The organism is uncultured Altererythrobacter sp., assembly GCF_913057185.1.
In the GTDB taxonomy this organism is placed as follows: Bacteria; Pseudomonadota; Alphaproteobacteria; order Sphingomonadales; family Sphingomonadaceae; genus Erythrobacter; species Erythrobacter rubellus.
The window spans coordinates 515,328-537,801 of the sequence record NZ_CAJXNK010000002.1; the positions used below are offsets into that span (position 1 = coordinate 515,328).

The 22,474-nt window shown below is 57.0% G+C and carries 26 protein-coding genes; 13 read left to right on the forward strand and 13 right to left on the reverse strand.

From position 1 onward, the window contains the following. Positions 1-11 precede the first annotated feature (11 nt). The 8 genes from QZ487_RS10415 to tgt all read left to right on the forward strand — a co-directional run bounded on the left by QZ487_RS10415 (position 12) and on the right by tgt (position 6,763). Positions 12-905, forward strand: a complete 894-nt coding sequence (locus QZ487_RS10415; protein ID WP_296025336.1) for a polyprenyl synthetase family protein — start codon at positions 12-14, stop codon at positions 903-905. After that, positions 902-1,405 carry a pantetheine-phosphate adenylyltransferase gene (gene coaD, locus QZ487_RS10420; protein ID WP_285975285.1) on the forward strand — a complete coding sequence of 168 codons (504 nt, stop codon included), beginning with the start codon at positions 902-904 and terminating at the stop codon, positions 1,403-1,405. The genes QZ487_RS10415 and coaD overlap by 4 nt, the downstream gene beginning before the upstream one ends. Positions 1,406-1,494: 89 nt before the next feature. Then, positions 1,495-2,181 (forward strand): peptidylprolyl isomerase, encoded by a 687-nt coding sequence (locus tag QZ487_RS10425; RefSeq protein ID WP_285976987.1) that lies wholly within the window; start codon positions 1,495-1,497, stop codon positions 2,179-2,181. Between the two features lie 44 nt (positions 2,182-2,225). Beyond that, positions 2,226-3,260 carry a tRNA preQ1(34) S-adenosylmethionine ribosyltransferase-isomerase QueA gene (gene queA / locus QZ487_RS10430; protein ID WP_296024933.1) on the forward strand — a complete coding sequence of 345 codons (1,035 nt, stop codon included), beginning with the start codon at positions 2,226-2,228 and terminating at the stop codon, positions 3,258-3,260. 9 nt (positions 3,261-3,269) lie between these two features. Then, positions 3,270-4,211 (forward strand): ABC transporter ATP-binding protein, encoded by a 942-nt coding sequence (locus QZ487_RS10435; protein ID WP_285975283.1) that lies wholly within the window; start codon positions 3,270-3,272, stop codon positions 4,209-4,211. Continuing rightward, entirely contained in the window at positions 4,208-4,978 is a 771-nt protein-coding gene (locus QZ487_RS10440; protein ID WP_285975282.1) for an ABC transporter permease, read from the forward strand. The genes QZ487_RS10435 and QZ487_RS10440 overlap by 4 nt, the downstream gene beginning before the upstream one ends. Before the next feature lie 157 nt (positions 4,979-5,135). Beyond that, positions 5,136-5,321, forward strand: a complete 186-nt coding sequence (locus QZ487_RS10445; RefSeq protein WP_296024940.1) for a hypothetical protein — start codon at positions 5,136-5,138, stop codon at positions 5,319-5,321. A 314-nt stretch (positions 5,322-5,635) separates the two neighbouring features. Then, on the forward strand, positions 5,636-6,763 hold the full coding sequence (tgt, locus tag QZ487_RS10450) for a tRNA guanosine(34) transglycosylase Tgt (protein WP_285975280.1): 1,128 nt from the start codon (positions 5,636-5,638) through the stop codon (positions 6,761-6,763). Here the strand turns inward: tgt and QZ487_RS11515 are convergent. Then, a complete protein-coding gene (locus QZ487_RS11515) occupies positions 6,760-7,149 on the reverse strand; it encodes an NAD(P)H-dependent oxidoreductase (RefSeq protein WP_367114456.1) in 390 nt (129 codons plus the stop codon). The genes tgt and QZ487_RS11515 overlap by 4 nt on opposite strands. Before the next feature lie 18 nt (positions 7,150-7,167). Between QZ487_RS11515 and QZ487_RS11520 the strand changes: the two genes are divergently transcribed. After that, the gene (locus QZ487_RS11520) at positions 7,168-7,308 is read left to right on the forward strand and encodes a hypothetical protein (protein WP_349665834.1); all 141 of its coding nucleotides are present in this window, start codon (positions 7,168-7,170) and stop codon (positions 7,306-7,308) included. 174 nt (positions 7,309-7,482) lie between these two features. Here QZ487_RS11520 and rpsD read toward each other — a convergent pair whose 3' ends face one another. After that, complete coding sequence (gene rpsD, locus QZ487_RS10460) at positions 7,483-8,097, reverse strand: 30S ribosomal protein S4 (RefSeq protein WP_285975279.1); 615 nt, start codon at positions 8,095-8,097, stop codon at positions 7,483-7,485. Positions 8,098-8,313: 216 nt separating this feature from the next. On the opposite strand from rpsD, the gene QZ487_RS10465 reads away from it, so the two are divergent. Beyond that, positions 8,314-8,625: a chorismate mutase gene (locus tag QZ487_RS10465; protein ID WP_296024945.1), complete on the forward strand. Its 312-nt coding sequence runs from the start codon at positions 8,314-8,316 to the stop codon at positions 8,623-8,625. Between the two features lie 30 nt (positions 8,626-8,655). On the opposite strand, the gene QZ487_RS10470 is transcribed toward QZ487_RS10465, so the two are convergent. From QZ487_RS10470 to QZ487_RS10515, 11 genes are all read right to left on the reverse strand, one after another. Next, the gene (locus tag QZ487_RS10470; protein ID WP_285975277.1) at positions 8,656-8,871 is read right to left on the reverse strand and encodes a hypothetical protein; all 216 of its coding nucleotides are present in this window, start codon (positions 8,869-8,871) and stop codon (positions 8,656-8,658) included. 104 nt (positions 8,872-8,975) lie between these two features. Further along, positions 8,976-9,701, reverse strand: coding sequence for an RNA methyltransferase (locus QZ487_RS10475; RefSeq protein WP_296024949.1), 726 nt, complete (start codon positions 9,699-9,701; stop codon positions 8,976-8,978). Then, positions 9,688-10,158, reverse strand: a complete 471-nt coding sequence (gene nrdR / locus QZ487_RS10480; protein WP_285975275.1) for a transcriptional regulator NrdR — start codon at positions 10,156-10,158, stop codon at positions 9,688-9,690. Before nrdR ends, QZ487_RS10475 begins: the two co-directional genes overlap by 14 nt. Positions 10,159-10,178: 20 nt before the next feature. Further along, complete coding sequence (locus QZ487_RS10485) at positions 10,179-10,397, reverse strand: hypothetical protein (protein WP_296024952.1); 219 nt, start codon at positions 10,395-10,397, stop codon at positions 10,179-10,181. Positions 10,398-10,400: 3 nt separating this feature from the next. Further along, on the reverse strand, positions 10,401-11,711 hold the full coding sequence (gene glyA, locus QZ487_RS10490) for a serine hydroxymethyltransferase (protein ID WP_296024955.1): 1,311 nt from the start codon (positions 11,709-11,711) through the stop codon (positions 10,401-10,403). After that, a complete protein-coding gene (gene rpiB, locus QZ487_RS10495; RefSeq protein ID WP_296024957.1) occupies positions 11,708-12,172 on the reverse strand; it encodes a ribose 5-phosphate isomerase B in 465 nt (154 codons plus the stop codon). The genes glyA and rpiB overlap by 4 nt, the downstream gene beginning before the upstream one ends. A 69-nt stretch (positions 12,173-12,241) precedes the next feature. Beyond that, positions 12,242-12,697: an AAA family ATPase gene (locus tag QZ487_RS10500; RefSeq protein WP_367114457.1), complete on the reverse strand. Its 456-nt coding sequence runs from the start codon at positions 12,695-12,697 to the stop codon at positions 12,242-12,244. Then, a complete protein-coding gene (locus QZ487_RS11525) occupies positions 12,642-12,866 on the reverse strand; it encodes an AAA family ATPase (RefSeq protein WP_367114466.1) in 225 nt (74 codons plus the stop codon). The genes QZ487_RS10500 and QZ487_RS11525 overlap by 56 nt, the downstream gene beginning before the upstream one ends. A gap of 93 nt (positions 12,867-12,959) precedes the next feature. After that, positions 12,960-14,981 carry an RNA polymerase sigma factor RpoD gene (gene rpoD / locus QZ487_RS10505; RefSeq protein WP_296024960.1) on the reverse strand — a complete coding sequence of 674 codons (2,022 nt, stop codon included), beginning with the start codon at positions 14,979-14,981 and terminating at the stop codon, positions 12,960-12,962. A 9-nt stretch (positions 14,982-14,990) separates the two neighbouring features. Next, entirely contained in the window at positions 14,991-16,877 is a 1,887-nt protein-coding gene (dnaG, locus tag QZ487_RS10510; protein WP_285975269.1) for a DNA primase, read from the reverse strand. Positions 16,878-16,942: 65 nt separating this feature from the next. Continuing rightward, the gene (locus tag QZ487_RS10515; RefSeq protein WP_296024963.1) at positions 16,943-17,407 is read right to left on the reverse strand and encodes a GatB/YqeY domain-containing protein; all 465 of its coding nucleotides are present in this window, start codon (positions 17,405-17,407) and stop codon (positions 16,943-16,945) included. 147 nt (positions 17,408-17,554) lie between these two features. Here QZ487_RS10515 and carA point away from each other — a divergent pair, with 147 nt between their 5' ends. Genes carA through carB form a run of 3 tightly spaced genes read left to right on the forward strand, consistent with a single transcriptional unit; the run spans position 17,555 to position 22,409 of the window. Continuing rightward, complete coding sequence (carA, locus tag QZ487_RS10520) at positions 17,555-18,733, forward strand: glutamine-hydrolyzing carbamoyl-phosphate synthase small subunit (protein WP_296024965.1); 1,179 nt, start codon at positions 17,555-17,557, stop codon at positions 18,731-18,733. After that, positions 18,730-19,086, forward strand: coding sequence for a hypothetical protein (locus tag QZ487_RS10525; RefSeq protein ID WP_296024967.1), 357 nt, complete (start codon positions 18,730-18,732; stop codon positions 19,084-19,086). Before carA ends, QZ487_RS10525 begins: the two co-directional genes overlap by 4 nt. After that, a complete protein-coding gene (carB, locus tag QZ487_RS10530; protein WP_296024968.1) occupies positions 19,086-22,409 on the forward strand; it encodes a carbamoyl-phosphate synthase large subunit in 3,324 nt (1,107 codons plus the stop codon). Before QZ487_RS10525 ends, carB begins: the two co-directional genes overlap by 1 nt. Positions 22,410-22,474 lie beyond the last annotated feature (65 nt).

Below are 22,474 nucleotides of genomic sequence, written 5' to 3' on the forward strand. Positions count from 1 at the left end.
TGTCTTTGGGGATGGAACACAGTCTGTTGAAAGAAGGTCTCGCGCGGGTTCAACGCGAAGTGGACAGCGTTTTTGACGCGATTTTGCCGGTGCCGCAGGACGGCCGGGCGCGTCTGGTAGAGGCTATGCGCTACGCAGCGATTGGCGGCGGCAAGCGTGTTCGCCCGCTGCTGTTGGTTAGCACAGCCGAAATGTTCGGTGTGAACCGGGATGCTGCATTGCGCGCTGCCTGTGCAGTGGAAGCGATCCATGTCTACTCCCTGATCCACGATGACTTGCCGTGTATGGATGATGACTCGCTGCGCCACGGGAAGCCTACGGTTCATGTGGAGTTCGATGAGGCAACTGCGGTTCTGGCAGGTGATTCATTGCATGCGCTCGCGTTTGAAATTCTTGCGGACACGGACGCCAGTGAAGATCCGTTCACCCGATCCGAACTGATCCTGACACTCGGTACCGCTAGCGGCAAGGACGGTATGGCTGGCGGCCAGATGATGGATATGATGGCCGAGGGTGAAGACTATGATCTCCACACAATCACGCGCTTGCAGCAACTGAAAACTGGCGCATTGCTGGCCGCTTCTGTCGAAATGGGAGCGATCCTGGGCCATGTTCAGCCTGAGGGAAGGGGGCACCTGCGCGCCTATGCGCGCGACATCGGGCTCGCTTTCCAAATTGCAGATGATCTGCTCGATGTGGAAGGCGATGCCGAGATAGCCGGAAAGGCTCTGCGCAAGGATGAGCGCCAAGGCAAGCAGACTTTCGTGACACTGATGGGCGTGGACAAGGCTCGGGAACAGGCGTGCGCGCTGGTCGATCAGGCGATCGGTCATTTGTCAGTGCACGGCGATGATGCCAAGATGCTGGCTGCAGTCGCGCGTTACATTGTGGAGAGGGACAGGTGAAGAAACGCATAGGTATCTATCCGGGCACATTTGACCCGATCACCCTGGGCCATATGGACATCATTGAACGTGGCGCGAAGCTGGTTGATGAGCTGATCATCGGTGTGACGACCAACGCCGCCAAATCACCCATGTTTTCCGATGATGAACGAATCGCGATGGTAAAGCGCGAGGTTGCGGGGATCGGTGATGGCAGCATCCGGGTAGTCGGGTTTGACTCTCTGTTGGTCGATTTTGCCGATGAAATGGGCGCGGGCACGGTCATTCGCGGCATTCGGGGTGTCACAGACTTCGAATACGAATATCAACTCACCGGCATGAACCGCCAACTTAATCATGACGTCGAGACAGTGTTCCTGATGGCAGATATCTCTTTGCAGCATATTGCGAGCAGGCTGGTCAAAGAGGTTGCGATCTACGGCGGAGAAATATCCAAGTTCGTGACCGCTTCCGTGCGCGAAGACGTGATAGCGCGGGTTCCAAAACAGCGCTCTGTGTAGAGTGGGGCGATCATTCATTGCGGCGACAGATGCTTGCCGCTAGATCGCATGTCAGAAAATCAGGACATTAAGATCGCGTGACCTTGAACATGATGAAGAAAATACTCGCAGCCTCTATTTCAGCGGCCTTGCTTGGCCTTCCGGCCGCGGCGCCTGCACAAGACGCTGAGACTGAGGCCGTTGAACAGGCGCCGGCTTCCGCGGTTCAATATTCGATCAATTACGATGTGACAGCGGACCCTGACAATGTTTGGCTGCTCGATCTATCCAATGGTGAGCGTGTTGCAATCCGCCTGATGCCGGGTTGGGCGCCCAACCATGTCGAGCGTGTAAAGACACTGACCCGTACCGGGTTCTACGATGGTGTGATCTTTCACCGTGTCATCGACGGCTTTATGGCGCAGGGCGGCGATCCCACCGGCACTGGGCAAGGCGGCTCTGCGATGCCTGACCTTGAGGAAGAATTTAATCCGCGCCCGCACATTCGCGGAACTGTTTCGATGGCCCGCGCGACAGATGAGAACAGCGCGAACAGCCAGTTCTTCATTGTATTCTATCCTCGTTTCAGCCTAGACAAACGTTACACCAACTTTGGCCGCGTGATTTCGAATATGGACGGGGTGGATACGATCACTCGCGGCGAACCGCCTGCCAATCCTACGCGCATTCTTCAGGCCAGCATTGCTTCGGACAATAAGCCGCAGCTGTTCCCGCAGCCCGAGGCGCCGGTTGAAGAAGAGATCACTGCTGATCTTCTCAGCGCGCCGCTAAGCTAATCTCTCTTTCCATTGCGATTGGTGCACCTTAAGGCGCGCCAATCATGCGTGTTGATCTATTTGACTTCGAGCTCCCGCAAGAGCTGATCGCGCTGCGTCCCGTGCGCCCACGTGATGCGGCGCGCATGCTCTATGTTCCGGGCGAGGGCGCATTTGAAGACTTGGGTGTGCGGGACCTGCCGAGGCTTCTCAAACGGGGCGATGTACTGGTGTTCAACGACACCCGTGTCATTCCCGCGCAGTTAGAAGGCCGTCGTGCAGGCGGAGTGGCCAGGATCGGAGCGACTTTGCACAAGCGTGAGGATCTGCGCCGATGGATCGCGTTCATTCGTAATGCGAAGCGTCTGAAGGAAGGCGATCAGATTGTTTTCGGCGGCGGCGTGACCGCCACTGCAGAGAAGCGAAATTCGGACGGCAGCTTCACACTGTTTTTCGAGGGTGATGAACCCGTCGAAGTGTTGCTTGACCGTGCAGGCACAATGCCATTGCCGCCCTATATCGCGAGCAAGCGCCAGATCGACGCGCAGGATTATGAAGATTACCAGTCGATGTTTGCGCAAGAGGATGGCGCAGTTGCTGCACCAACGGCTTCCTTGCATTTCACAGAACGCCTGGTTTCAGAATTGGACGCAGCAGGTATCCAGCACGAAACGCTGACCCTGCATGTCGGTGCGGGCACATTCCTGCCGGTTAAGGCCGATGACACCGACGACCATCAGATGCATTCGGAATGGGGGCGGATTACGCCTCAAGTTGCTGAGCGCCTCAACGCAACGCGCGCTGCAGGAGGGCGGATTATTGCAGTTGGGACAACCTCACTGAGGCTGCTGGAAAGCGCGGCCCGCGAAGATCGAACCATTGCCCCGTTTGAAGGTGACACCGATATTTTCATCACGCCGGGATACCGCTTCAAGGGTGTCGACGGGTTGATGACAAACTTCCATCTGCCCAAATCCACACTGATGATGCTTGTCAGCGCGCTCATCGGTCGCGAACGCATGATGGAAGCTTATGAGCATGCAATTTTGCATGGCTACAGGTTCTATTCGTATGGTGACTCATCATTATTGCTGCCCTAATCGGTTGCAATGAACGAACCGATCCTTGAGCTGCATGGCCTCAGCAAAGTCTATCCCAGTGGTCTCAAAGCGCTGGACAGTGTTGATCTGGAGATCCGGCAGGGTGAGATATTCGCGCTGCTTGGGCCTAACGGAGCCGGCAAGACTACATTGATCGGTGCGGTTTGCGGTCTGGTCCGACCAACTTCTGGCACGATACGCGCGTTCGGGCATGATCTTGCCAGGAACTGGCGGCATGCCAGAGCGCGGATAGGCTTGGTGCCGCAAGAACTCTCTACAGACATGTTCGAACCGGTGATTGACGCGGTCAGCTATTCACGCGGCCTTTTCGGCTATCCACCCGATCCTGGCAGGATTGAAGAGATACTGCGCGCGCTTAGCCTTTGGGACAAGCGCGGCGAAAGGATCATGGCGCTCTCAGGCGGCATGAAACGACGTGTGCTGATCGCGAAGGCGCTGGCCCATGAACCTGACTTGCTTTTCCTCGACGAACCCACTGCTGGGGTAGACGTCGAGTTGCGCAAAGGCATGTGGGAGCTGATCGGCACCATGCGCGAACGCGGTGTTACAATCATCCTGACCACCCATTACATCGAAGAGGCCGAAGAAATGGCGGACCGTGTCGGGATTATCAATCAGGGACGCTTGCTGATGGTCGACGACAAGGCTGCCATGATGCAGCGTTTGGGCCGGACTGAAGCACATATCGAGCTGGCTTCACCTCTTGCCGAGTTGCCGAAAGCACTCGCTCACTTTCCTGTCGAGATCGAGCAAGGTGGACGTTCGCTGTGTTATCGCGGCGGCGATGGCACAGGCAAGGGCAAGTCCGAGGTTGCTGAACTGACAAAGGCACTGACCGCAGCTGGCATCGACTACACCGGCATCGATGTGCACGAGAGTTCGCTTGAAGATATCTTCGTATCACTGCTTGGCGAAGAGGAACTGGCATGATGGGGTTCAATTTTCGCGGCGCATGGTCGATCTTCAAACGTGAGGTCACCCGCGCTTTTCGCACTGCGTTCCAGTCGATCCTTGCGCCAGTCTTGACGACATCGCTGTATTTCATTGTGTTTGGATCGGCGATCGGCAGCCGGATGGAACCGATTGATGGTGTGCAATATGGCGCGTTCATTATCCCTGGACTGTTGATGCTTACCTTGCTGGGTGAGACGACTTCGAACGCTAGTTTCGGCATTTACATGCCGCGGTTTACGGGAACCATCTACGAATTGCTTTCTGCGCCCGTTGGCGTCGCGGAGACACTAATTGGTTTTGTCGGCGCGGCAGCCGCGAAAAGCCTAATCCTGGCCAGCATTATCCTGATTACCGCAAACCTGTTTGTCGATTACACCATCGCGCACCCGATCCTGGCGGTGATCTATATCATGCTGGTCGCTGCAAGCTTTTCACTCTTCGGCTTCATCCTTGGCGTATGGGCGGACAATTTCGAGAAGCTTGGCATTATTCCGATGTTGTTCTTAACCCCTCTGACCTTCCTCGGTGGCACGTTTTATTCGATCGACATGTTGCCAGAGCCGTGGGGCAAGATAGCGCTCGCCAATCCGATCGTTTATCTGGTCAGCGGGCTGCGTTGGACATTCTATGGCAGTGGAGACGTAGGCTTTGGCCTGTCTCTGGGTATCACGCTGGGATTTTTGGCAGCCTGTACAGCGATAATTGCTTTCATCTTCAAGACCGGATGGCGCCTGAGAGCCTAACCAGAACGCGCTGTGTGTTACCGTATTACAACACCCTCAGATTATCGAATATAAACAGTAAAATGCGACTTTAAGTTGCCTTGTTGGCCTCGGGCTTGGGAACGATATGGGCTGCGCCGCTCGCCCCCTGAGCGGTGAAGAATGAAAGTACAAAAGAATGAAAAAGCAGTTTGTAGCAGGGCTGTTCGCAGCGGCTATGATGACGCCAGCCGCTGCGCTGGCTCAGGATTCCAACGAAACCGAAACATTCATCGGCGTATCAGCTGGCTACCATGATCTTGGTATCGGTTCCGACGAAGCCGAGGGTTTCGATATCGTCGATTCAAGCGGCACCAAATACTAACTGCGTGGTGGCTACCAGGAAATCGAACTCGACGTTGAAGAAATTCTGAATGTTGAGCTCGACGATGGCGACCTGGACGGTGTTGACACCAGCGATGGTGATCTGATCGTCGGTGCTGGCATCGATATTCCGCTCGCAGGCGGAAAGCTGCGTTTCAATGTCGACACAGTTTCGTTCGACACGGTCCGTGGCACCACTGGATTCGTTTTCTCTTTCTAATCATCGAGAAACAGGAACAGGCCGGCGGTGCGTTGCATCGTCGGCCTTTTTCTTTTGAGTGACATGATTGTCTCTGGCGGCTAGCGGGTAGCGCCATGAGCGAACGGTTCAAATTCACTATAAGCGCCACGGACGGCAAGGCCCGCACCGGGTGTATCAAGATGCAGCGGGGCGACATTCGCACGCCTGCCTTCATGCCCGTTGGGACCGCCGCGACGGTGAAGGCGATGAAGCCGGAGATGGTGCGAGAGATTGGCGCGGACATTATCCTTGGCAATACCTATCACCTGATGCTGCGCCCCGGTGCAGAGCGTGTTGCGCGCTTGGGCGGGTTGCATAGCTTCATGAACTGGCAGCGGCCGATCCTGACAGATAGTGGCGGCTATCAGGTTATGAGCTTATCCGATCTGCGCAAGCTAACCGAGCAAGGCGTCGAGTTCCGCAGCCATATCGATGGCTCCAAGCATATGCTCACGCCAGAAAGATCGATGGAGATACAGCGCTTGCTTGGGTCCGACATCGTCATGGCGTTTGACGAATGTCCGCGTGCAGATCAGCCCCGTGATGTGATCGCAGAAAGCATGGAGCTGTCGATGCGTTGGGCAAAGCGCAGCCGGGATGGCTTTGATAGCGGCGGAGAACACGCCGCAAAATCAGCCTTGTTCGGTATCCAACAGGGCGCGCTTGATGAAGATTTGCGCCAAATCAGCGCCGACAAGCTAACCGAGATCGGCTTTGATGGCTATGCAGTCGGCGGGCTTGCAGTGGGCGAGGGGCAAGAGGCAATGTTCGCAACGCTCGACTTTGCCCCAGACCAGCTACCTCAAGACAAACCGCGTTATCTAATGGGGGTTGGCAAGCCCGATGATCTGGTTGGCGCGGTGGAACGCGGGATAGATATGTTCGATTGCGTGTTGCCTACGCGATCAGGGCGCAATGGTCAGGCCTTTACCTGGCACGGGCCGCTTAATCTACGCAACGCCAAACACGCAGAAGACACCGGCCCGCTTGATGAAAGATGCGCCTGCGATGTCTGCAATACGTACTCGCGCGCCTATCTGCATCACCTGCAGAAATCGGGTGAGATCCTGGGGGCTATGCTGGTGACTGAGCACAATCTCAGTTTCTATCAGCAGTTGATGCAGGCCATGCGCGATGCGATTGCCGAAGAGCGCTTTGCAACGTTTGCTGCTGATTTCCGCCGTGATTACCTGTCCGCTTAGCGGTTCAAGAAGCTCTTCAGCCTTGCGCGCTTTTTGGCTGCCTCTGAGGGACTTTCGGTTCGCGCCATATTCTCAATTCGTTTGCGCCATTTCGGCAAAGGCTTGTCCGCTTCGCCATGCTTTACGGGTCTGAGGGCGAGAAAACGCAATGGCTTGAATCCACAGAAACCCAGAACCTGAAGTTTCCACCTCTTGATCAGCGCATTGCCATACATCAACCGCAAGAACAGCGGTGGGGTGTCCATAGTTGCGATAACATCGGCGGAGCGCCCTTCCATCAGTTTGTCCCACCAGTTGTCGTCATCATGATAGGCGAAGGTTAGGCCGGGTAAGAGGACGCGATCAAGCAAGCCTTTAAGGTGGGCTGGTTCGCTCCCCCACCACATTGGGAAGGCGACCACCAAATGATCGCAAGCATCCAGCAAGGCAGCGACACGATGGAAGCCCGGCTCTCATCCGGTTCGCTTGGCATAACCATGATGCAAAACCGGATCGAATTGCAGGTCACGCACCGCAATCCGATCGACTTCATCACCGTGTGCTAAACCTGCCTGATACAAGTCGAGAAGATGACTCGTAAGCCGGTTGGCATCAGGGTGCCCGTCAAGGATCAGGATACGCATTTCGCGGAGGATAGGCCCTGCAAAGGGATTTAGGCAAATACAAAAAGGGCGACCCGCAAAGGCCGCCCTGTTTGTATATCGTGCTGATCTCTTGGATTAGCGCGAGTAGAACTCGACCACGAGGTTCGGTTCCATCGTTACCGGATAAGGCACTTCGTCCAGCTTCGGCACGCGGGTGAACTGAACCTTGTCATTGCCGTCAGGGGCAACATAATCAGGAATGTCACGCTCTGGCAGGCTCTGGGCTTCGATAACCAGCGCCATTTCCTTCGCCTTGCTGCCGAGGCTGATCACATCGCCTACATCACAACGACGCGATGCAATGTTGCACTTCACACCGTTCACATAGATGTGGCCATGCGACACTATCTGACGTGCGGCAAAGATGGTTGGTGCAAACTTCGCGCGATACACGATCATGTCGAGACGGCGCTCAAGTAAACCGATCAGATTCTGACCGGTGTCGCCCTTCATTTTGGTTGCATCTTTGTAAGTAGAGCGGAACTGCTTCTCGGTTACGTCGCCGTAATAGCCCTTAAGCTTCTGCTTGGCGCGCAGCTGCAAGCCGAAATCGCTCATCTTGCTCTTGCGGCGCTGACCGTGCTGGCCCGGGCCGTAAGAACGCTTGTTCACCGGGGAATTGGGACGACCCCAGATGTTTTCGCCCATCCGGCGATCAAGTTTATGCTTCGAGCTGGTACGCTTCGTCATGGATTATCCTTCAAATTGCATGAGCCGCCCCTGTGGCGACCATTTAACCCGGCCTCGCTGCGTTTGAGAAAGTTTCAAGCGCGGCTACCGCTTCACCGGGGTGCGGAGCCAATTTGCGAAGGCGCGCAGATAGCAGGATTGTGCACCGCGTCAAGAGGGGGATCGGAGATCAGATGCCCCCTCGACAAACGCGCGCCAGAGGCTAAGAGCGCGGCCATGACTGATACGATTGTTATGCCTGCTGACTGTACTTCCATGATCGAAGTTCGGGCAGGCGTAGATGCAACTGACAGAGAGTTGATTGCGTTGCTTGAGCGCAGGTTTGACTACATGCGTGCCGCCGCGCGGATAAAACCATCGCGTGACACCGTACGGGACGAGGATCGCAAGGCTGCGGTGATCAACGCTGCAGGCGATGCAGCCGAAGCAAGAGGAATGCCTCGTGATCGCATCGAGGCAATCTGGGATCTCCTGGTCGAGAACTCGATCGCCTATGAATTCGAAATCTGGGACGCGACGCGCGATTGATCGAAGTCGCGTTCCAGAAACGAACTGCGTTTAGTTGCCGCGATTGAATTCGCGCCATTCCTTGCTCGTCATGCATACACGCTCTTTCTTGCGTGAACCCATGCCGGTGCTGATCCGGCGGCAAATCGGTTTGTCTTCGGCCTTTTCTTCTTGAGCTTGTTCGGCGGCGCGCTCTTCTTCTTGAACTTCGGGCTGAGCAGGTTCTGCTTGTGCGACCAGCGCAAGAGCTAGCATCGTAGAAAACATGAATAAAATCCTATGGATGGAGAGGGTTGGGGGGACGCGTACTTTAACTACACGCCCATCTGAATGTCTACAGAAGAACGCTCTGTTTCCTCGAGCGTTCCGCTTTATTTGCGATCACCACGATCAAGCGATGACAACACCCCGCGCAATGTTCGCACTTGCAAGTGATCCCAACCGGGTTTGGTCAGAACTGTCCGCAAGGTCCGTCGGGTAGCTTCTGCCCGCGCTTCCGGCAGAAAATAGCCCTTTGGTTCCAGCATGCGCTCCAGATGTGCGATCAAGCCATCTAGTTCCTCTTGAGGGGCGGGGGGAAGCGCTTCGTCTTCCGCAGTGGGTTGAACCAGATCGGCCTGCTTTGACCATTCATAGGCACACAAGATCACAGCTTGCGCGAGATTGAGTGAGCCGAATTCCGGGTTGATGGGAACTGTAAGGATCGTTCTGGCAAGAGCCACATCCTCTGTTTCCAGACCTGAACGTTCAGGCCCGAACAGGATCGCGCTCTTTCCAATCTCGGCGTGGATCGCGCTGCCTGCTTCGTCCGGCCCGACCACCGGCTTGGTAACGCCGCGCTTGCGCACAGTCGTGGCATAGACGTGGGCACAATCCGCGACAGCTTCGGCTGTGGTCTCGTAGACTCTTGCGCGTTCAAGAACGATATCCGCGCCAGCAGCTGAGGGGCCGGCATCGGGGTTGGGCCAGCCATCGCGCGGCGCAACAATACGCATTTCGGTCAGCCCGAAGTTGAGCATGGCGCGCGCTGCCTTGCCGATATTCTCACCCAGTTGCGGGCGAACCAGCACAAAGACGGGCTGGTTACTTTGTCCCATCTATCGCGGCTTCCTGCACAGTGCTGGCAAATTCTTCGAAGTCCTTGGCCTCTGAGAAGTCGCGATAAACACTGGCAAAGCGGATATAGGCGACGCTGTCGATCTGGCGTAGTCCGTCCATCACCATGCCGCCGATGCGAGAGGAGGCAACTTCGGGATCACCCGCTGTTTCAACCTGTCGCTGGATGCCAGAGACAAGCTGATCGATACGTTCCTGTTCTACCCCACGTTTGCGGCAGGCGAGTGTAACCGATTGCTCCAGCTTGCTGCGATCGAATGCCTCGCGCCGGTCTCCGCTTTTGACAACGATGACTTCGCGCAGCTGGACGCGCTCGAATGTCGTGAAACGCGCACCGCAGCTTGAGCATTGCCGACGCCGCCGGATCGAGGTGTTATCCTCGGTCGGGCGGCTGTCTTTAACCTGCGTGTCATCGTGGGCGCAAAATGGGCAGCGCATGATTTGTCGAAGCTATCCCGCTATTTCTTGACGCGGCTGTAGATCGCGATGCCTACACCCGCGATCAAACCAACAGGCCACGTCACGACGGGCAGAAGCGCGCCTGCGACTGCGCCGACAGCTGCGCCTGTAAGAACTGGCTTGGTTCCAGGGTGCTTCGCGCCCCCTTTGGCGATACCGACAACTTCGTCTTTCACATCTTCGAAGATGTTGCCTTCTTGAGGGTTCTTGTCAGTCATGGTTTAGCTCTCCGGGTAGACAGGAAAGGCTGCGCACAGCTCCGATACCCGACCGCGCACGGCTTCCTCGACCTGAGCATCGCCTTCCGGACCGTTCTTGGCAAGTCCGTCGACCACTTCGGCGATCAGCTTGCCGACCTTGCGGAATTCAGCGGGTCCAAAACCGCGGGTAGTGCCCGCTGGCGTGCCAAGGCGAATACCACTTGTTACAAAGGGGCTGCGCGTATCGTAGGGAATGCCGTTCTTGTTGCAGGTGAGCCACGCGCGGTCGAGGCCCTTTTCGGCATCCTTGCCGGTCACATCCTTGGCAGTCAGATCAACCAGCATGGAATGGTTGTCCGTCCCGCCCGACACGATGCGCAGACCGTTTTCCTCGAGGCTGGCCGCCAGAGCCCGAGCGTTTTCTACCACGGCGCTGGCGTAAGCCTTGAAGTCGGGGCGCAATGCCTCGCGGAATGCAACGGCTTTCGCTGCGACAACATGCATCAGTGGGCCGCCCTGCATACCGGGAAAAACCGCCATATTGATCGGCTTTGTCAGCTCTTCATCGTTCCACAGGATGATCCCTGAACGTGGACCGCGCAGGCTCTTGTGAGTCGTGCTGGTGACCACGTGAGCATGCGGGAAGGGTGAGGGGTGCGCACCGCCAGCGACCAGGCCCGAAATGTGGCTCATATCAACCATCAGATATGCACCGACTTCATCGGCCACCTTGCGGAAAGCCTCCCAGTCCCAAACGCGCGAATAGGCCGTGCCACCTGCGATGATGAGTTTAGGCTTATGCTCTTTCGCGATGGCCATGACATCGTCCATGTTGATACGCTCGTCTTCCTTGCGTACGCCATAGGCGACGGGATTGAACCACTTGCCGCTCATGTTCACGGGCGAACCGTGGGTCAGGTGGCCGCCCGAATTGAGGTCTAGGCCCATGAAGGTGTCGCCAGGCTGCAGCAGCGCAAGGAACACGGCCTGATTCATCTGGCTGCCCGAATTGGGTTGAACATTGGCGAAGTTGCACCCGAACAGTTCTTTCGCGCGATCGATTGCGAGTGTTTCAACCACGTCGGCATAGTCGCAACCGCCATAGTAACGCTTGCCGGGATAGCCTTCTGCATATTTGTTGGTGAACACGCTGCCGGTTGCTTCGAGCACGGCCTTTGAAGCAATATTTTCAGACGCGATCAGCTCGATCTTGTCTTGCTGGCGTTTCAGTTCCTTGCCAACCGCCTCTGCGATTTCAGGGTCGGCTTCAGCCAGGTTGTCATGCCAGAAACGGCGCATGATATCGGTATCGGTAGAGGGTGCTGTGCTCATTGGAGAGGCTCAATCGTGTCGGTGTTAAAGGGCGGGTTGGACAATTTGTCGACACGGCGCTGGTGGCGCCCGCCGGCAAATTCGGTGTCTAGAAATGTTGCAACGCAGGCCTTGGCCATTTCGATCCCGATCAGCCGCGCGCCCATGGCAATGCAGTTTGCGTCATTATGCTCGCGGCACAAGGCCGCCGACAAGGGCTCTGAAACCAGGGCGCAGCGCACAGCAGGATTGCGATTGACGCTAATTGAGATTCCGATCCCGCTGCCGCACAAGGCAATTCCGCGCTCTGCTGTGCCATCAGCCACAACTTCGGCCAGCTTGTAGCCATAGTCAGGGTAGTCGACGCTTTCGGTCGAATGGGGCCCAAGGTCTGCAACTTCGTGCCCGGCTTCCATCAGCCACTCTGCAAGCTCTGATTTGAGTTCGGTGGCGGCGTGGTCAGATGCAATCGCGATACGCATGTTGACCACATAGGGTAGGGTGATGATTCTCTCTACCCCGAATACCGGCTTTTCTACCGCGATCTGTGATCAGCTTACCTGCTTGCGTGCCCACGCCCAAAGTTTTTTGGCTTCAGCAGCAGCTTTTCCGGTCGCATCGATTTCTGAAGCGACCTCGCCCTTGGCAGAGGATCGGTGGAAGTCCGCGCGCTCGCCAAAGGTCACGGGGCAGGTTTTGAGACCAAACTGTTTTGCGGTCTCTTTGGCTTTTGCGATCTGGCGGGTCGCGCCTGCAGGCACAGCGTTAAGCACGACATAGGCGGGCTTGCCTGCGAACTCGATCATTTCAGCCACAGCTTCGAGCGCGTGCAAGTCAAACGCACGTGGGCGCGAAGGGATCAGCACCAGATCAGCGGCTTTGATTGCTTCGCGCATCGCAGCTTCGGCGTGTGGCGGCGTGTCGATGACCACCACGTCTACTTCGACCTGCTTATGCGCACGCTCGATGGTCTTCGCGAGCCGGGCAGGGGGGGCTGGTGACAACAAGCGGGTAGAAATCCCCGCGCCAGTCGCCCCACGTTGCCGCGGTGGCTTGCGGGTCGGTATCGATGACGCAGGCTGGCTGCTTCGCCTGCGTAGCGCTCGCGGCCAAGTGCAGGGCGATGGTGGTCTTACCCGACCCGCCCTTTTGGCTGATAATGGCAATGGTTGGCATGGTTCCAACCCCAAAATGCTGCACCGCACAATGGGTATCGCAATTCAAGCTAGAACGCGAGAGCGGAAAGCGCCTTTATGGGGAAAACCGACCTTACTGATCCAGGAACGAACGCATTTTCCGGCTGCGGCTTGGGTGCTTTAGCTTGCGCAGCGCCTTCGCTTCGATCTGACGGATACGTTCGCGAGTCACGGAGAACTGCTGGCCTACCTCTTCCAGCGTGTGATCGGTGTTCATGCCGATACCGAAGCGCATGCGCAGCACGCGTTCCTCACGCGGGGTGAGCGATGCGAGCACGCGAGTGACGGTTTCCTTGAGGTTCGCCTGAATCGCGGCATCCACAGGGATAATTGCGTTCTTGTCTTCGATAAAATCGCCCAGATGTGAATCTTCTTCGTCACCGATTGGTGTCTCAAGAGAAATCGGTTCCTTGGCGATCTTCATCACCTTGCGAACCTTTTCCAGCGGCATGGAGAGGCGTGCTGCCATTTCCTCAGGAGTGGGCTCTCGGCCTTCCTCGTGCAGGAATTGGCGCGAGGTGCGTACAAGCTTGTTGATCGTCTCGATCATATGGACCGGGATACGGATAGTGCGCGCCTGATCGGCAATCGAGCGCGTGATCGCCTGTCGGATCCACCAAGTCGCGTAGGTGCTGAACTTGTAGCCGCGGCGGTATTCGAACTTGTCGACCGCTTTCATCAGGCCGATGTTCCCTTCCTGAATTAAGTCAAGGAATTGCAGGCCGCGGTTGGTATATTTCTTGGCGATCGAGATCACCAGGCGAAGGTTGGCCTCAACCATTTCCTTCTTGGCGATACGCGCTTCACGCTCGCCCTTCTGTACCATGTTTACGATTCGGCGGAGTTCAGTCAGCGACATGCCGGTCTGGCTGGCGATGTCTGAGATTTCAGCGCGAATTCGATCAATTGCGTCGGCTTCCTTTTCAGCGAAGGCCGCCCATTTCTTGTCTTTCTTTGCGTTGGCTTCGAGCCAGCCGTCGTCCAGCTCATTGCCGACATAGGCTTTCAGGAAGTCGAGGCGTTTGACTTTATGACGTTCGGCCAACCGCAGCATTTGGCCGCCGAGCGCCGTCAGGCGGCGGTTGAACGCATACAGATTATCCACCAGGAATTCGATCTTGGTGGCGTGGAACTGCATGCTTTCCACTTCACCGGTCAGCTCTTCACCAAGCTTCTCGTAGCGGTTTTCCTTGGTCTTCGGGAATTCATTGCCGGCAGCGAGTGTTTCGACACGCTCGGCCTGGAGTTTTTCGAACTTCTTGAAGGTCTGCGTGATGCGCGCGAAGCGTTCGATTGCGTCAGGTTTTAGCGCTTCTTCCATCTGCGCGAGCGACATGGTGTTGTCTTCATCTTCATCGTCGTCGCTTTTCTTGCCTTCGCCGTCTTCGCCTTCTTCGCCGTCATCTTCGTCTTCGACATCATCATCGTCGCGAATAGTCGGGCCAGCGGTCTCTTCCGAGATATCGTCATCATCGTCATCTTCGGCGCCGTCTTGCAGCTTTTCTGCAGGCGGTTCCTTGGATAGCATCGCGTCGAGATCCAGGATCTCGCGCAGCTGCATTTCTTCATTGTTGAGCGCTTCGGACCACTGAATGATCGCGTGGAACGTGATCGGGCTTTGGCAAAGGCCCATGATCATCATGTCACGGCCAGCCTCAATGCGCTTCGCAATCGCGATTTCGCCTTCACGGCTGAGCAATTCCACTGCGCCCATTTCGCGCAGATACATGCGCACCGGATCGTCGGTTCGGTCACCGGTTGTCGTCTTCTTGGCAGCCGCCGCCGCTGTAGGCTTCTTCGCGTCTTTCTTGCCTTCATCGACCTGCATTTCAGCCACTTCGGCTTCCTGCTCGGCTTCAGCTTCAGCATCTTCGTCACTCTCGACGATCTGCACGCCCATTTCAGACAAAGCGGTCTGGACGTCCTCGATTTTTTCGGAATCCATATCCGTTGGCAAAGCTTCGTTCAGCTCGTCCAGCGTGACGTAGCCCTTCTTCTTTGCCTTGGTCATCAGCTTCTTGATCGAAGCTTCGTTGAGGTCGATCAGCGGAGCGTCGTCATCTTTGTTCGGTGCGCTTTTTGTCCGTGAAGCCATAGGTCCAAATCAGTCCGTGTTCATGTCGGAGAGCTGCTCGAATTCAGCACCCTCGCGAGAAATTTCTGTCCCGGCCGGTTTCCCGGCCTTGCGTCGTCCAAATTCCTTCAGACGTAAATTCAGTGTAGCCAACCGTTCCCGCAAACGCGTCTGCTCTGCAAACGCCCCTTCTGGGTCTTCATCAAACCGCGCCTTTGCAGCCTCGAGGGCAGACAAGAGGGCCGGCCTCTCGACCAGTAACGCAACGGCTTCAGCCAATTCCTCGCGCGCATCTACCGGGTCGGTGCTTTCTCGCAGGAAAGCGTATCGTTTGTTATCCGGTGGGGCAGGAAGGCCTTCTGCGCCTGATATGGCGACTTGCCCGTGCGAATCAAGCGTTTCTGACAGTTCAAGCAAGCTTTCGACAGTTTCTGTCATTTTTGCATCATTCTGTGCGAGTTTACCCAAGGCTTCGGTGTGCCGGACAATTTCGCTTGGATGCTGCAAAAGCCCATGGATAACCGCGCGCGTAAACTCGTCACGCGCGCCGCCAGACAGAGCGCGTTGCAGCTTGGAGGCGGCATCACTGGAAAGGCGGGGGCTGGGCTGCCAAGTTGAGCGGGAGCCAGGTTTCCAATCGCGTTTAGGGCGTGGTGGAAAAGCGAAATCGGAAAAACGCTCCAGCAATTCACGTTTGTAAAGCGCGCGAATATCGGCATGTTGGATCGTATCGACATGCTCCAGCAAACGCGCTTTCAAGCCGGCCTTGTCCTCTGGCGTACTGAGTTCCTGCGCGTCGCGCTCAAAAATCCACAGGTTGTCGAGCAGGCTGGCCGGGCTCGCGAGTAGTTTTTCAAGCGCACCCGCGCCTTGTTTTTTGATCAGATCATCCGGATCGAGCCCGGCGGGCAGGCGCACAATCGACAATGTCTTTCCAGGTTGCAACATCGGCAAAGCGCGTCCGATCGCTCGCATCGCCGCACGCCGCCCGGCATTGTCGCCATCGAAACACAAAATTGGCGCATCGACCAAGCGCCATAACAAGGTCAGCTGGTTTTCCGTGAGCGCGGTGCCGAGCGGCGCCACCGCATCGGTAATGCCCGCATTGGCCAGCGCGATGACATCCATATAGCCTTCAACCACGACCAAACGATTGGTCTGGCGGCTAGCGGGCCCTGCGCGGTGCAGATTGTAAAGCGTGCGGCCCTTGTCGAACAGCGGGGTGTCGGGCGAGTTTAGGTACTTCGCCATGCCATCGCGCGACTCAAGAATGCGCCCGCCGAATGCGATCACGCGCCCGCGTTGATCCTGTATGGGCAGCATCAACCGGTCACGAAAGCGGTCATAGGGTGTTTTGTCTTCAACACTGATCTGCATTCCGCTTTCGACCAACATTGCGTCATCGAAGTCGGACAATGCGCTTTTCAGGGCGATTTTGCTGTCTGGCGCATAGCCGAAGCCGAATTCTTCGACGATGCGGCGGCTGAAACCTCTTGAGCGCAGATATTCGCGAGCGCTCTCCCCGTCCGGCCCATACAGATTGGCGGCAAACCACTTCTGTGCCGCTTCGGTCACATCGACCAGGCCGGCGCGCTTCTCCGCGCGTTTCGCGGCCACAGGATCGGGGGCCGGAACCTCCATACCTGCCTGCGCAGCCAGTTCCTTGATCGCGTCAATAAAGGGCAGCCCACGCTGGTCGGTCATCCATGAAATTACATCGCCATGCGCGCCGCAGCCGAAGCAGTGGTAGAAACCCTTCTGATCATTGACCGTGAAGCTGGGCGTCTTCTCATTGTGGAACGGGCAGCAAGCCTTCCACTCACGCCCCGCACGTTGCAGCTTGGTCGTCCGCATGATGACGGAAGACAGCGTCACACGTGCGCGCAATTCATCCTTCCATTGCGGGGTTATCGACATAGGTTACCAATGCGCGGGATGCGCGCCATGTTCAAGCGTCGGCTGTGGACCAGCCTGTGCCAATCTCAAGAAAGCGCGGCTTTTACCATTCCGCTGGCGAGCCCCATGTCGAGTTCGGCGCCGTGGCGCTTCTTCAGCTCGCCCATGACGCGGCCCATATCCTTGATCGATTCGGCGCCGACGTCGGCCTTCACCGCTTCGATTGCGGCCTTGGTAGCGGCCTCGTCCATCATTGCGGGCAGAAATTCCTCGATCACTGCCAGTTCAGCGCGTTCCTGATCCGCCAGTTCCTTGCGCCCGCCATCGTCGTACATCTGGATTGATTCCTTGCGCTGCTTGGCCATCTTCTGCAGCACTTCGATGACCAGATCGTCGTCATTATCCGGCGCCTTGCCGGTACGCGCTTCGATATCGCGATCCTTGATCTTGGCGGCGATCAGGCGAAGCGCGGCGGTGCGATCCTTCTCACCTGCCTTCATGGCAGTGATCGTGGCGGCCTTGATGTCATCGCGCAGTTTCGCTTCGGGCATTTGATTGTCTTTCTTGTGGATGGATTCGTATGCAAGCGCCGATAGCGCAAAATACCCTGCACAGATAGGTTGACGGACCCGTTACGCAAGCTTAGCGGATGGGTCTTAGCGACATCGCCGGAAAACCCTTGAATTTGGAGAGCCCGAATGGCTTCTGCCTCTACGCCTGCGCAACCCACTGGAGCTACCGGCGTATTGGTATTGGCCGATGGCACGGTAATCTGGGGAAAGGGGTTCGGCGCGAGCGGCGATGCATTGGGCGAGGTGTGCTTCAACACCGCGATGACCGGCTATCAGGAAGTGATGACCGATCCGAGCTACGCGGCGCAGATCGTAACCTTCACATTCCCGCATATCGGCAATGTCGGCGCGAACCCTGAAGACATTGAAAGCAAGGTTGAAGGCGCAGTGGGCTGCGTGGTGCGCGAAGATGTGACGCAGCCGAGCAATTTCCGCAGCATCGAAGGCTTCACCGAGTGGATGGCGGCGAATCGAAAGATCGGCCTATCGGGCGTCGATACCCGTGCATTGACCCGACGTATCCGGATGAGCGGCGCGCCCAATGCGGTGATCGCACATTCGCCTGAGGGTAAGTTTGATATCCCGGCTTTGGTTGCGAAGGCACAAGGCTGGGCGGGGCTAGAGGGGATGGACCTCGCCAAGGTTGTCACGCGCGAAGCCCGCGAAGACTGGAGCGGTTCGTACTGGCAGCTCGGCCACGGCTATGGCGAAGGCGAGGGCGCAGATCGCCCGCACGTCGTTGCGATAGATTACGGCGCAAAAGACAATATCTTCCGCAATCTTGTGCGCGCCGGGGCGAATGTAACCGTGGTTCCTGCCAAGACCTCGCTGGAGGATGTGCTGGCGCTGGAGCCTGCGGGCGTGTTCCTGTCGAACGGTCCGGGCGATCCGGCGGCGACGGGCGAGTATGCGGTGCCGGTGATCAAGGCTCTACTGGAACGTGACATTCCGCTGTTCGGCATTTGCCTGGGGCACCAGATGCTTGCGCTGGCAGCGGGCGCGAAGACGGTTAAGATGCATCAGGGGCACCGCGGCGCGAACCATCCGGTTCAGCGTGTGGGCGAAAGCTGGGGGCACAGCGAAACGCTGGTTGAAATCACCAGCATGAATCACGGCTTTGCGGTGGATGCCGACAGCCTGCCTGACAATGTCGAGCAGACGCATGTCAGCCTGTTCGATGGCAGCAATTGCGGCATTTCGATCAAGGGCAAGCAAGCCTTCGGCGTCCAATACCACCCCGAGGCCTCACCCGGCCCGCAAGACAGCTTCTACCTGTTCGAGAAATTCGTGGGGATGTTGGGGTGAGGCGAACCAAACTTATCTGGTTTGCTTTTGGTGCTTCTTCGGTTCTCGCAAGCTGGGCTATTTCGGTCTCTTTATTTGAGGCTGAAGAAGAGGCGCCAATGCCTCACATAGTGATCGGCGCTCCTGACATTCGTTATGCTGAGTCAGATTTCGATGAACTCGAGAACCTTAGTTTGAAAGTGGGCGAAGTTATTAGCCAATGTGGCCTGGAAGCATTCGAGATTGAATTGAACCGTCATGGTCTGGCTTATGCCGTTCCTATTACGGAGGAAATCGAGCCCTCTTTGTGTTGTCTCGTAGTGAACTTCGGAAACTCGCCTGAGCCAGTTTCCCTCGAAATAAAGGCTAGTTGATGCCCAAACGCACTGACATCTCCTCGATCCTCGTTATTGGCGCAGGCCCGATCATCATCGGCCAGGCGTGCGAGTTTGATTACTCCGGCACGCAGGCGATCAAGGCGCTGAAGGAAGAGGGCTATCGCGTCATTCTGGTGAACTCGAACCCGGCGACGATCATGACCGATCCCGAATTTGCCGACGCGACCTATATCGAGCCGATCACGCCCGAAATCGTCGAGAAGATCATCGCCAAGGAGCGGCCAGACGCTGTGCTGCCAACGATGGGTGGGCAAACCGCGCTGAACTGCGCGCTCTCGCTCAACAAGATGGGCGTGCTGGAGAAATACGGCGTCCAGATGATCGGCGCCGATGCCGAAGCCATCGACAAGGCCGAAGACCGGCTGAAATTCCGAGACGCGATGGACAAGATCGGCTTGGAAAGCGCACGCAGCGGGATCGCGCATTCATTGGACGATGCTCTGAAAGTTCTCGAGCGAACCAAATTGCCCGCGATCATCCGCCCCAGTTTTACTCTGGGCGGCACCGGCGGCGGCATTGCCTATAACAAGACCGAATTTGAACGCATCGTTCGCGAAGGGCTGGATGCATCGCCAACCACAGAAGTTCTGATCGAGGAATCGCTGCTAGGGTGGAAAGAATATGAGATGGAGGTTGTCCGCGACAAGCATGACAACTGCATCATCATCTGCAGTATCGAGAATGTCGATCCGATGGGCGTGCACACCGGGGATTCGATCACTGTCGCACCCGCGCTGACGCTGACCGACAAGGAATACCAGATCATGCGCACCGCGTCTCTGAACGTGCTGCGCGAGATTGGCGTCGAAACCGGCGGCTCCAACGTCCAGTTTGCGGTCAATCCCAAAGATGGCCGCCTGATTGTGATCGAGATGAACCCGCGCGTGTCGCGTTCGTCTGCGCTTGCTTCCAAGGCAACCGGTTTTCCGATTGCGCGCGTCGCGGCAAAGCTGGCGGTTGGTTACACGCTCGACGAGATTACCAACGAGATTACCGGCGCAACCCCGGCATCGTTCGAGCCGACTATCGACTATGTTGTGACCAAGATCCCACGCTTTGCGTTCGAGAAATTCAAGGGCACGGAGAACGAGCTTGCGACCGCGATGAAATCGGTCGGCGAAGTCATGGCGATTGGGCGTAACTTCCAGGAATCGATGCAGAAGGCGCTGCGCGGGCTGGAAACCGATCTCGATGGGTTCAACCGCGTACTCGCGCTGGAAGGTGTATCGCGCGAAGTGCTGACCGCGGCGCTCAGCAAACGTACGCCGGACCGGTTGCTAAATGTCGGGCAATCATTCCGCGAAGGCATGTGCGTCGAAGAGATCCACACAATCACGAGCTATGACCCGTGGTTCCTGCGCCAGATCGAAGAGATTATCGCTGCTGAAAAGCAGATTTCCGAAGATGGCTTGCCGCGCGATGCGGCGGGGCTGCGCAAGCTTAAGTCGATGGGCTTTTCTGACAAGCGCCTGGCAACATTGGCTGTGCGTTCAGTCGGCGTTGCAGGCAGTCTGGGCGAAACACAGGCGAGACGTTCCGGCCTGCTGCACGATGCCTTGCAGGCGATGGCGGGTGCGACCAGCGAAGCCGAAGTGCGCGCGCTGCGCGAAAAGCTGGGCGTGCGGCCTGTTTTCAAGCGGATCGACAGCTGCGCAGCGGAATTCGAAGCCATCACGCCGTATATGTATTCTACCTATGAGGTACCGACATTCGGCGAGCCGGAATGTGAAGCTGATCCGTCAGAGCGCAAGAAGGTCGTGATCCTGGGCGGAGGCCCGAACCGGATCGGGCAGGGGATCGAGTTCGATTATTGCTGTGTGCACGCCTGTTTTGCGTTGGCCGAGCAGGGTTATGAAACCATCATGGTCAATTGCAATCCGGAAACGGTGTCGACTGATTATGACACGTCCGATCGCCTGTATTTCGAGCCGCTGACCGCAGAAGATGTGCTGGAGATCATGCGCGTCGAAATGTCCAAGGGCACTCTGGCAGGTGTGATCGTGCAATTTGGCGGGCAGACGCCGCTAAAGCTGGCACAGGCGCTGGAAGATGCAGGCGTGCGAATCCTTGGCACTTCGCCGGATGCGATCGACCTGGCCGAAGATCGCGAACGCTTCGCCAAACTGGTCGACAAGCTCGGCCTGAAGCAGCCGGACAATGGCATTGCATATAGCCGCGACGAAGCCGCAGCTGTGGCAGCGCGGATCGGCTATCCGGTGCTGCTGCGCCCGTCTTACGTTTTGGGCGGCCGTGCGATGGAAATCGTCGACAGCGAAGCGCAACTCGATGACTACATCCGCACCGCTGTGAACGTATCGGGCGACAGTCCCGTATTGGTTGATCAATATCTTCGCGATGCGATTGAATGCGATGTCGATGCCCTGTGTGATGGCAAGGAAGTGCGCATTGCGGGCGTGATGCAGCATATCGAGGAAGCGGGCGTCCATTCGGGCGATAGCGCGTGCACATTGCCGCCATATTCGCTTCCGGCTGATATCGTTGAAGAGATGGAGCGCCAGGCAGATGCGCTTGCCAAGGCGCTGAATGTCGTGGGCCTGATGAATGTCCAGTTCGCGGTGAAGGATGGCGAGGTCTATCTGATCGAGGTGAACCCGCGCGCGTCACGCACGGTGCCCTTCGTCGCCAAAGCAATCGGTCAGCCGGTGGCAAAGATCGCTGCCAGGGTAATGGCGGGCGAACCGCTCTCTAACTTTGAGCCGTTCAAGCGCGACTTGCCATACATGGCAGTGAAAGAGGCGGTTTTCCCGTTCAGCCGTTTCCCCGGCGCGGATCCGATTCTTTCACCGGAAATGAAATCGACCGGCGAAGTCATGGGCATCGATTTGACCTTCGAAGCGGCCTTCCTCAAGTCGCAACTCGGGGCCGGCATGAAACTGCCGTCTGAAGGAACTGTGTTCGTATCGGTCAAGGATAGCGACAAGGCGTACATCCTTCCGGCAGTAAAGTCTCTGATCGAGCAAGGCTTCAGCGCAATTGCCACAGGCGGCACGCAGACCTATCTGAGCGAGCAGGGATTGGCCGTTGAACGCGTCAACAAGGTTGCCGAAGGACAGCCGCATATTGTCGACAAAATCATCGATGGCGATGTGGATTTGATTTTCAATACAACCGAAGGCTGGCAGAGCTTGCTGGACTCAAAATCGATCCGCGCTTCGGCCCTGGAGGCGAAGTTACCATACTATACAACAGCCGCCGCATCGCTGGCCGTTGCCAATGCAATTCGTGCTATAAGCGCAAGTGACCTTGAAGTCCGGTCATTGCAGGACTATTATCGCTAGCGAAACTTAGCTCTTTCCCCACATTTCAAGCGTGACCAAGCCGCTTCGACAGAAGCGGTCACGTT

What these genes read in the sequence shown, in the direction of transcription:
- QZ487_RS10415 (WP_296025336.1), top strand. Translation starts at nt 12, where the DNA reads ATGGAACACAGTCTGTTGAAAGAAGGTCTCGCGCGGGTTCAACGCGAA.
- QZ487_RS10425 (WP_285976987.1), top strand. Translation starts at nt 1,495, where the DNA reads ATGATGAAGAAAATACTCGCAGCCTCTATTTCAGCGGCCTTGCTTGGC.
- queA (WP_296024933.1), top strand. Translation starts at nt 2,226, where the DNA reads ATGCGTGTTGATCTATTTGACTTCGAGCTCCCGCAAGAGCTGATCGCG.
- QZ487_RS10435 (WP_285975283.1), top strand. Translation starts at nt 3,270, where the DNA reads ATGAACGAACCGATCCTTGAGCTGCATGGCCTCAGCAAAGTCTATCCC.
- QZ487_RS10440 (WP_285975282.1), top strand. Translation starts at nt 4,208, where the DNA reads ATGATGGGGTTCAATTTTCGCGGCGCATGGTCGATCTTCAAACGTGAG.
- QZ487_RS10445 (WP_296024940.1), top strand. Translation starts at nt 5,136, where the DNA reads ATGAAAAAGCAGTTTGTAGCAGGGCTGTTCGCAGCGGCTATGATGACG.
- tgt (WP_285975280.1), top strand. Translation starts at nt 5,636, where the DNA reads ATGAGCGAACGGTTCAAATTCACTATAAGCGCCACGGACGGCAAGGCC.
- QZ487_RS11515 (WP_367114456.1), bottom strand. Translation starts at nt 7,149, where the DNA reads ATGTGGTGGGGGAGCGAACCAGCCCACCTTAAAGGCTTGCTTGATCGC.
- QZ487_RS11520 (WP_349665834.1), top strand. Translation starts at nt 7,168, where the DNA reads ATGATCGCAAGCATCCAGCAAGGCAGCGACACGATGGAAGCCCGGCTC.
- rpsD (WP_285975279.1), bottom strand. Translation starts at nt 8,097, where the DNA reads ATGACGAAGCGTACCAGCTCGAAGCATAAACTTGATCGCCGGATGGGC.
- QZ487_RS10465 (WP_296024945.1), top strand. Translation starts at nt 8,314, where the DNA reads ATGACTGATACGATTGTTATGCCTGCTGACTGTACTTCCATGATCGAA.
- QZ487_RS10470 (WP_285975277.1), bottom strand. Translation starts at nt 8,871, where the DNA reads ATGTTTTCTACGATGCTAGCTCTTGCGCTGGTCGCACAAGCAGAACCT.
- QZ487_RS10475 (WP_296024949.1), bottom strand. Translation starts at nt 9,701, where the DNA reads ATGGGACAAAGTAACCAGCCCGTCTTTGTGCTGGTTCGCCCGCAACTG.
- nrdR (WP_285975275.1), bottom strand. Translation starts at nt 10,158, where the DNA reads ATGCGCTGCCCATTTTGCGCCCACGATGACACGCAGGTTAAAGACAGC.
- QZ487_RS10485 (WP_296024952.1), bottom strand. Translation starts at nt 10,397, where the DNA reads ATGACTGACAAGAACCCTCAAGAAGGCAACATCTTCGAAGATGTGAAA.
- glyA (WP_296024955.1), bottom strand. Translation starts at nt 11,711, where the DNA reads ATGAGCACAGCACCCTCTACCGATACCGATATCATGCGCCGTTTCTGG.
- rpiB (WP_296024957.1), bottom strand. Translation starts at nt 12,172, where the DNA reads ATGCGTATCGCGATTGCATCTGACCACGCCGCCACCGAACTCAAATCA.
- QZ487_RS11525 (WP_367114466.1), bottom strand. Translation starts at nt 12,866, where the DNA reads ATGCCAACCATTGCCATTATCAGCCAAAAGGGCGGGTCGGGTAAGACC.
- rpoD (WP_296024960.1), bottom strand. Translation starts at nt 14,981, where the DNA reads ATGGCTTCACGGACAAAAAGCGCACCGAACAAAGATGACGACGCTCCG.
- dnaG (WP_285975269.1), bottom strand. Translation starts at nt 16,877, where the DNA reads ATGTCGATAACCCCGCAATGGAAGGATGAATTGCGCGCACGTGTGACG.
- QZ487_RS10515 (WP_296024963.1), bottom strand. Translation starts at nt 17,407, where the DNA reads ATGCCCGAAGCGAAACTGCGCGATGACATCAAGGCCGCCACGATCACT.
- carA (WP_296024965.1), top strand. Translation starts at nt 17,555, where the DNA reads ATGGCTTCTGCCTCTACGCCTGCGCAACCCACTGGAGCTACCGGCGTA.
- carB (WP_296024968.1), top strand. Translation starts at nt 19,086, where the DNA reads ATGCCCAAACGCACTGACATCTCCTCGATCCTCGTTATTGGCGCAGGC.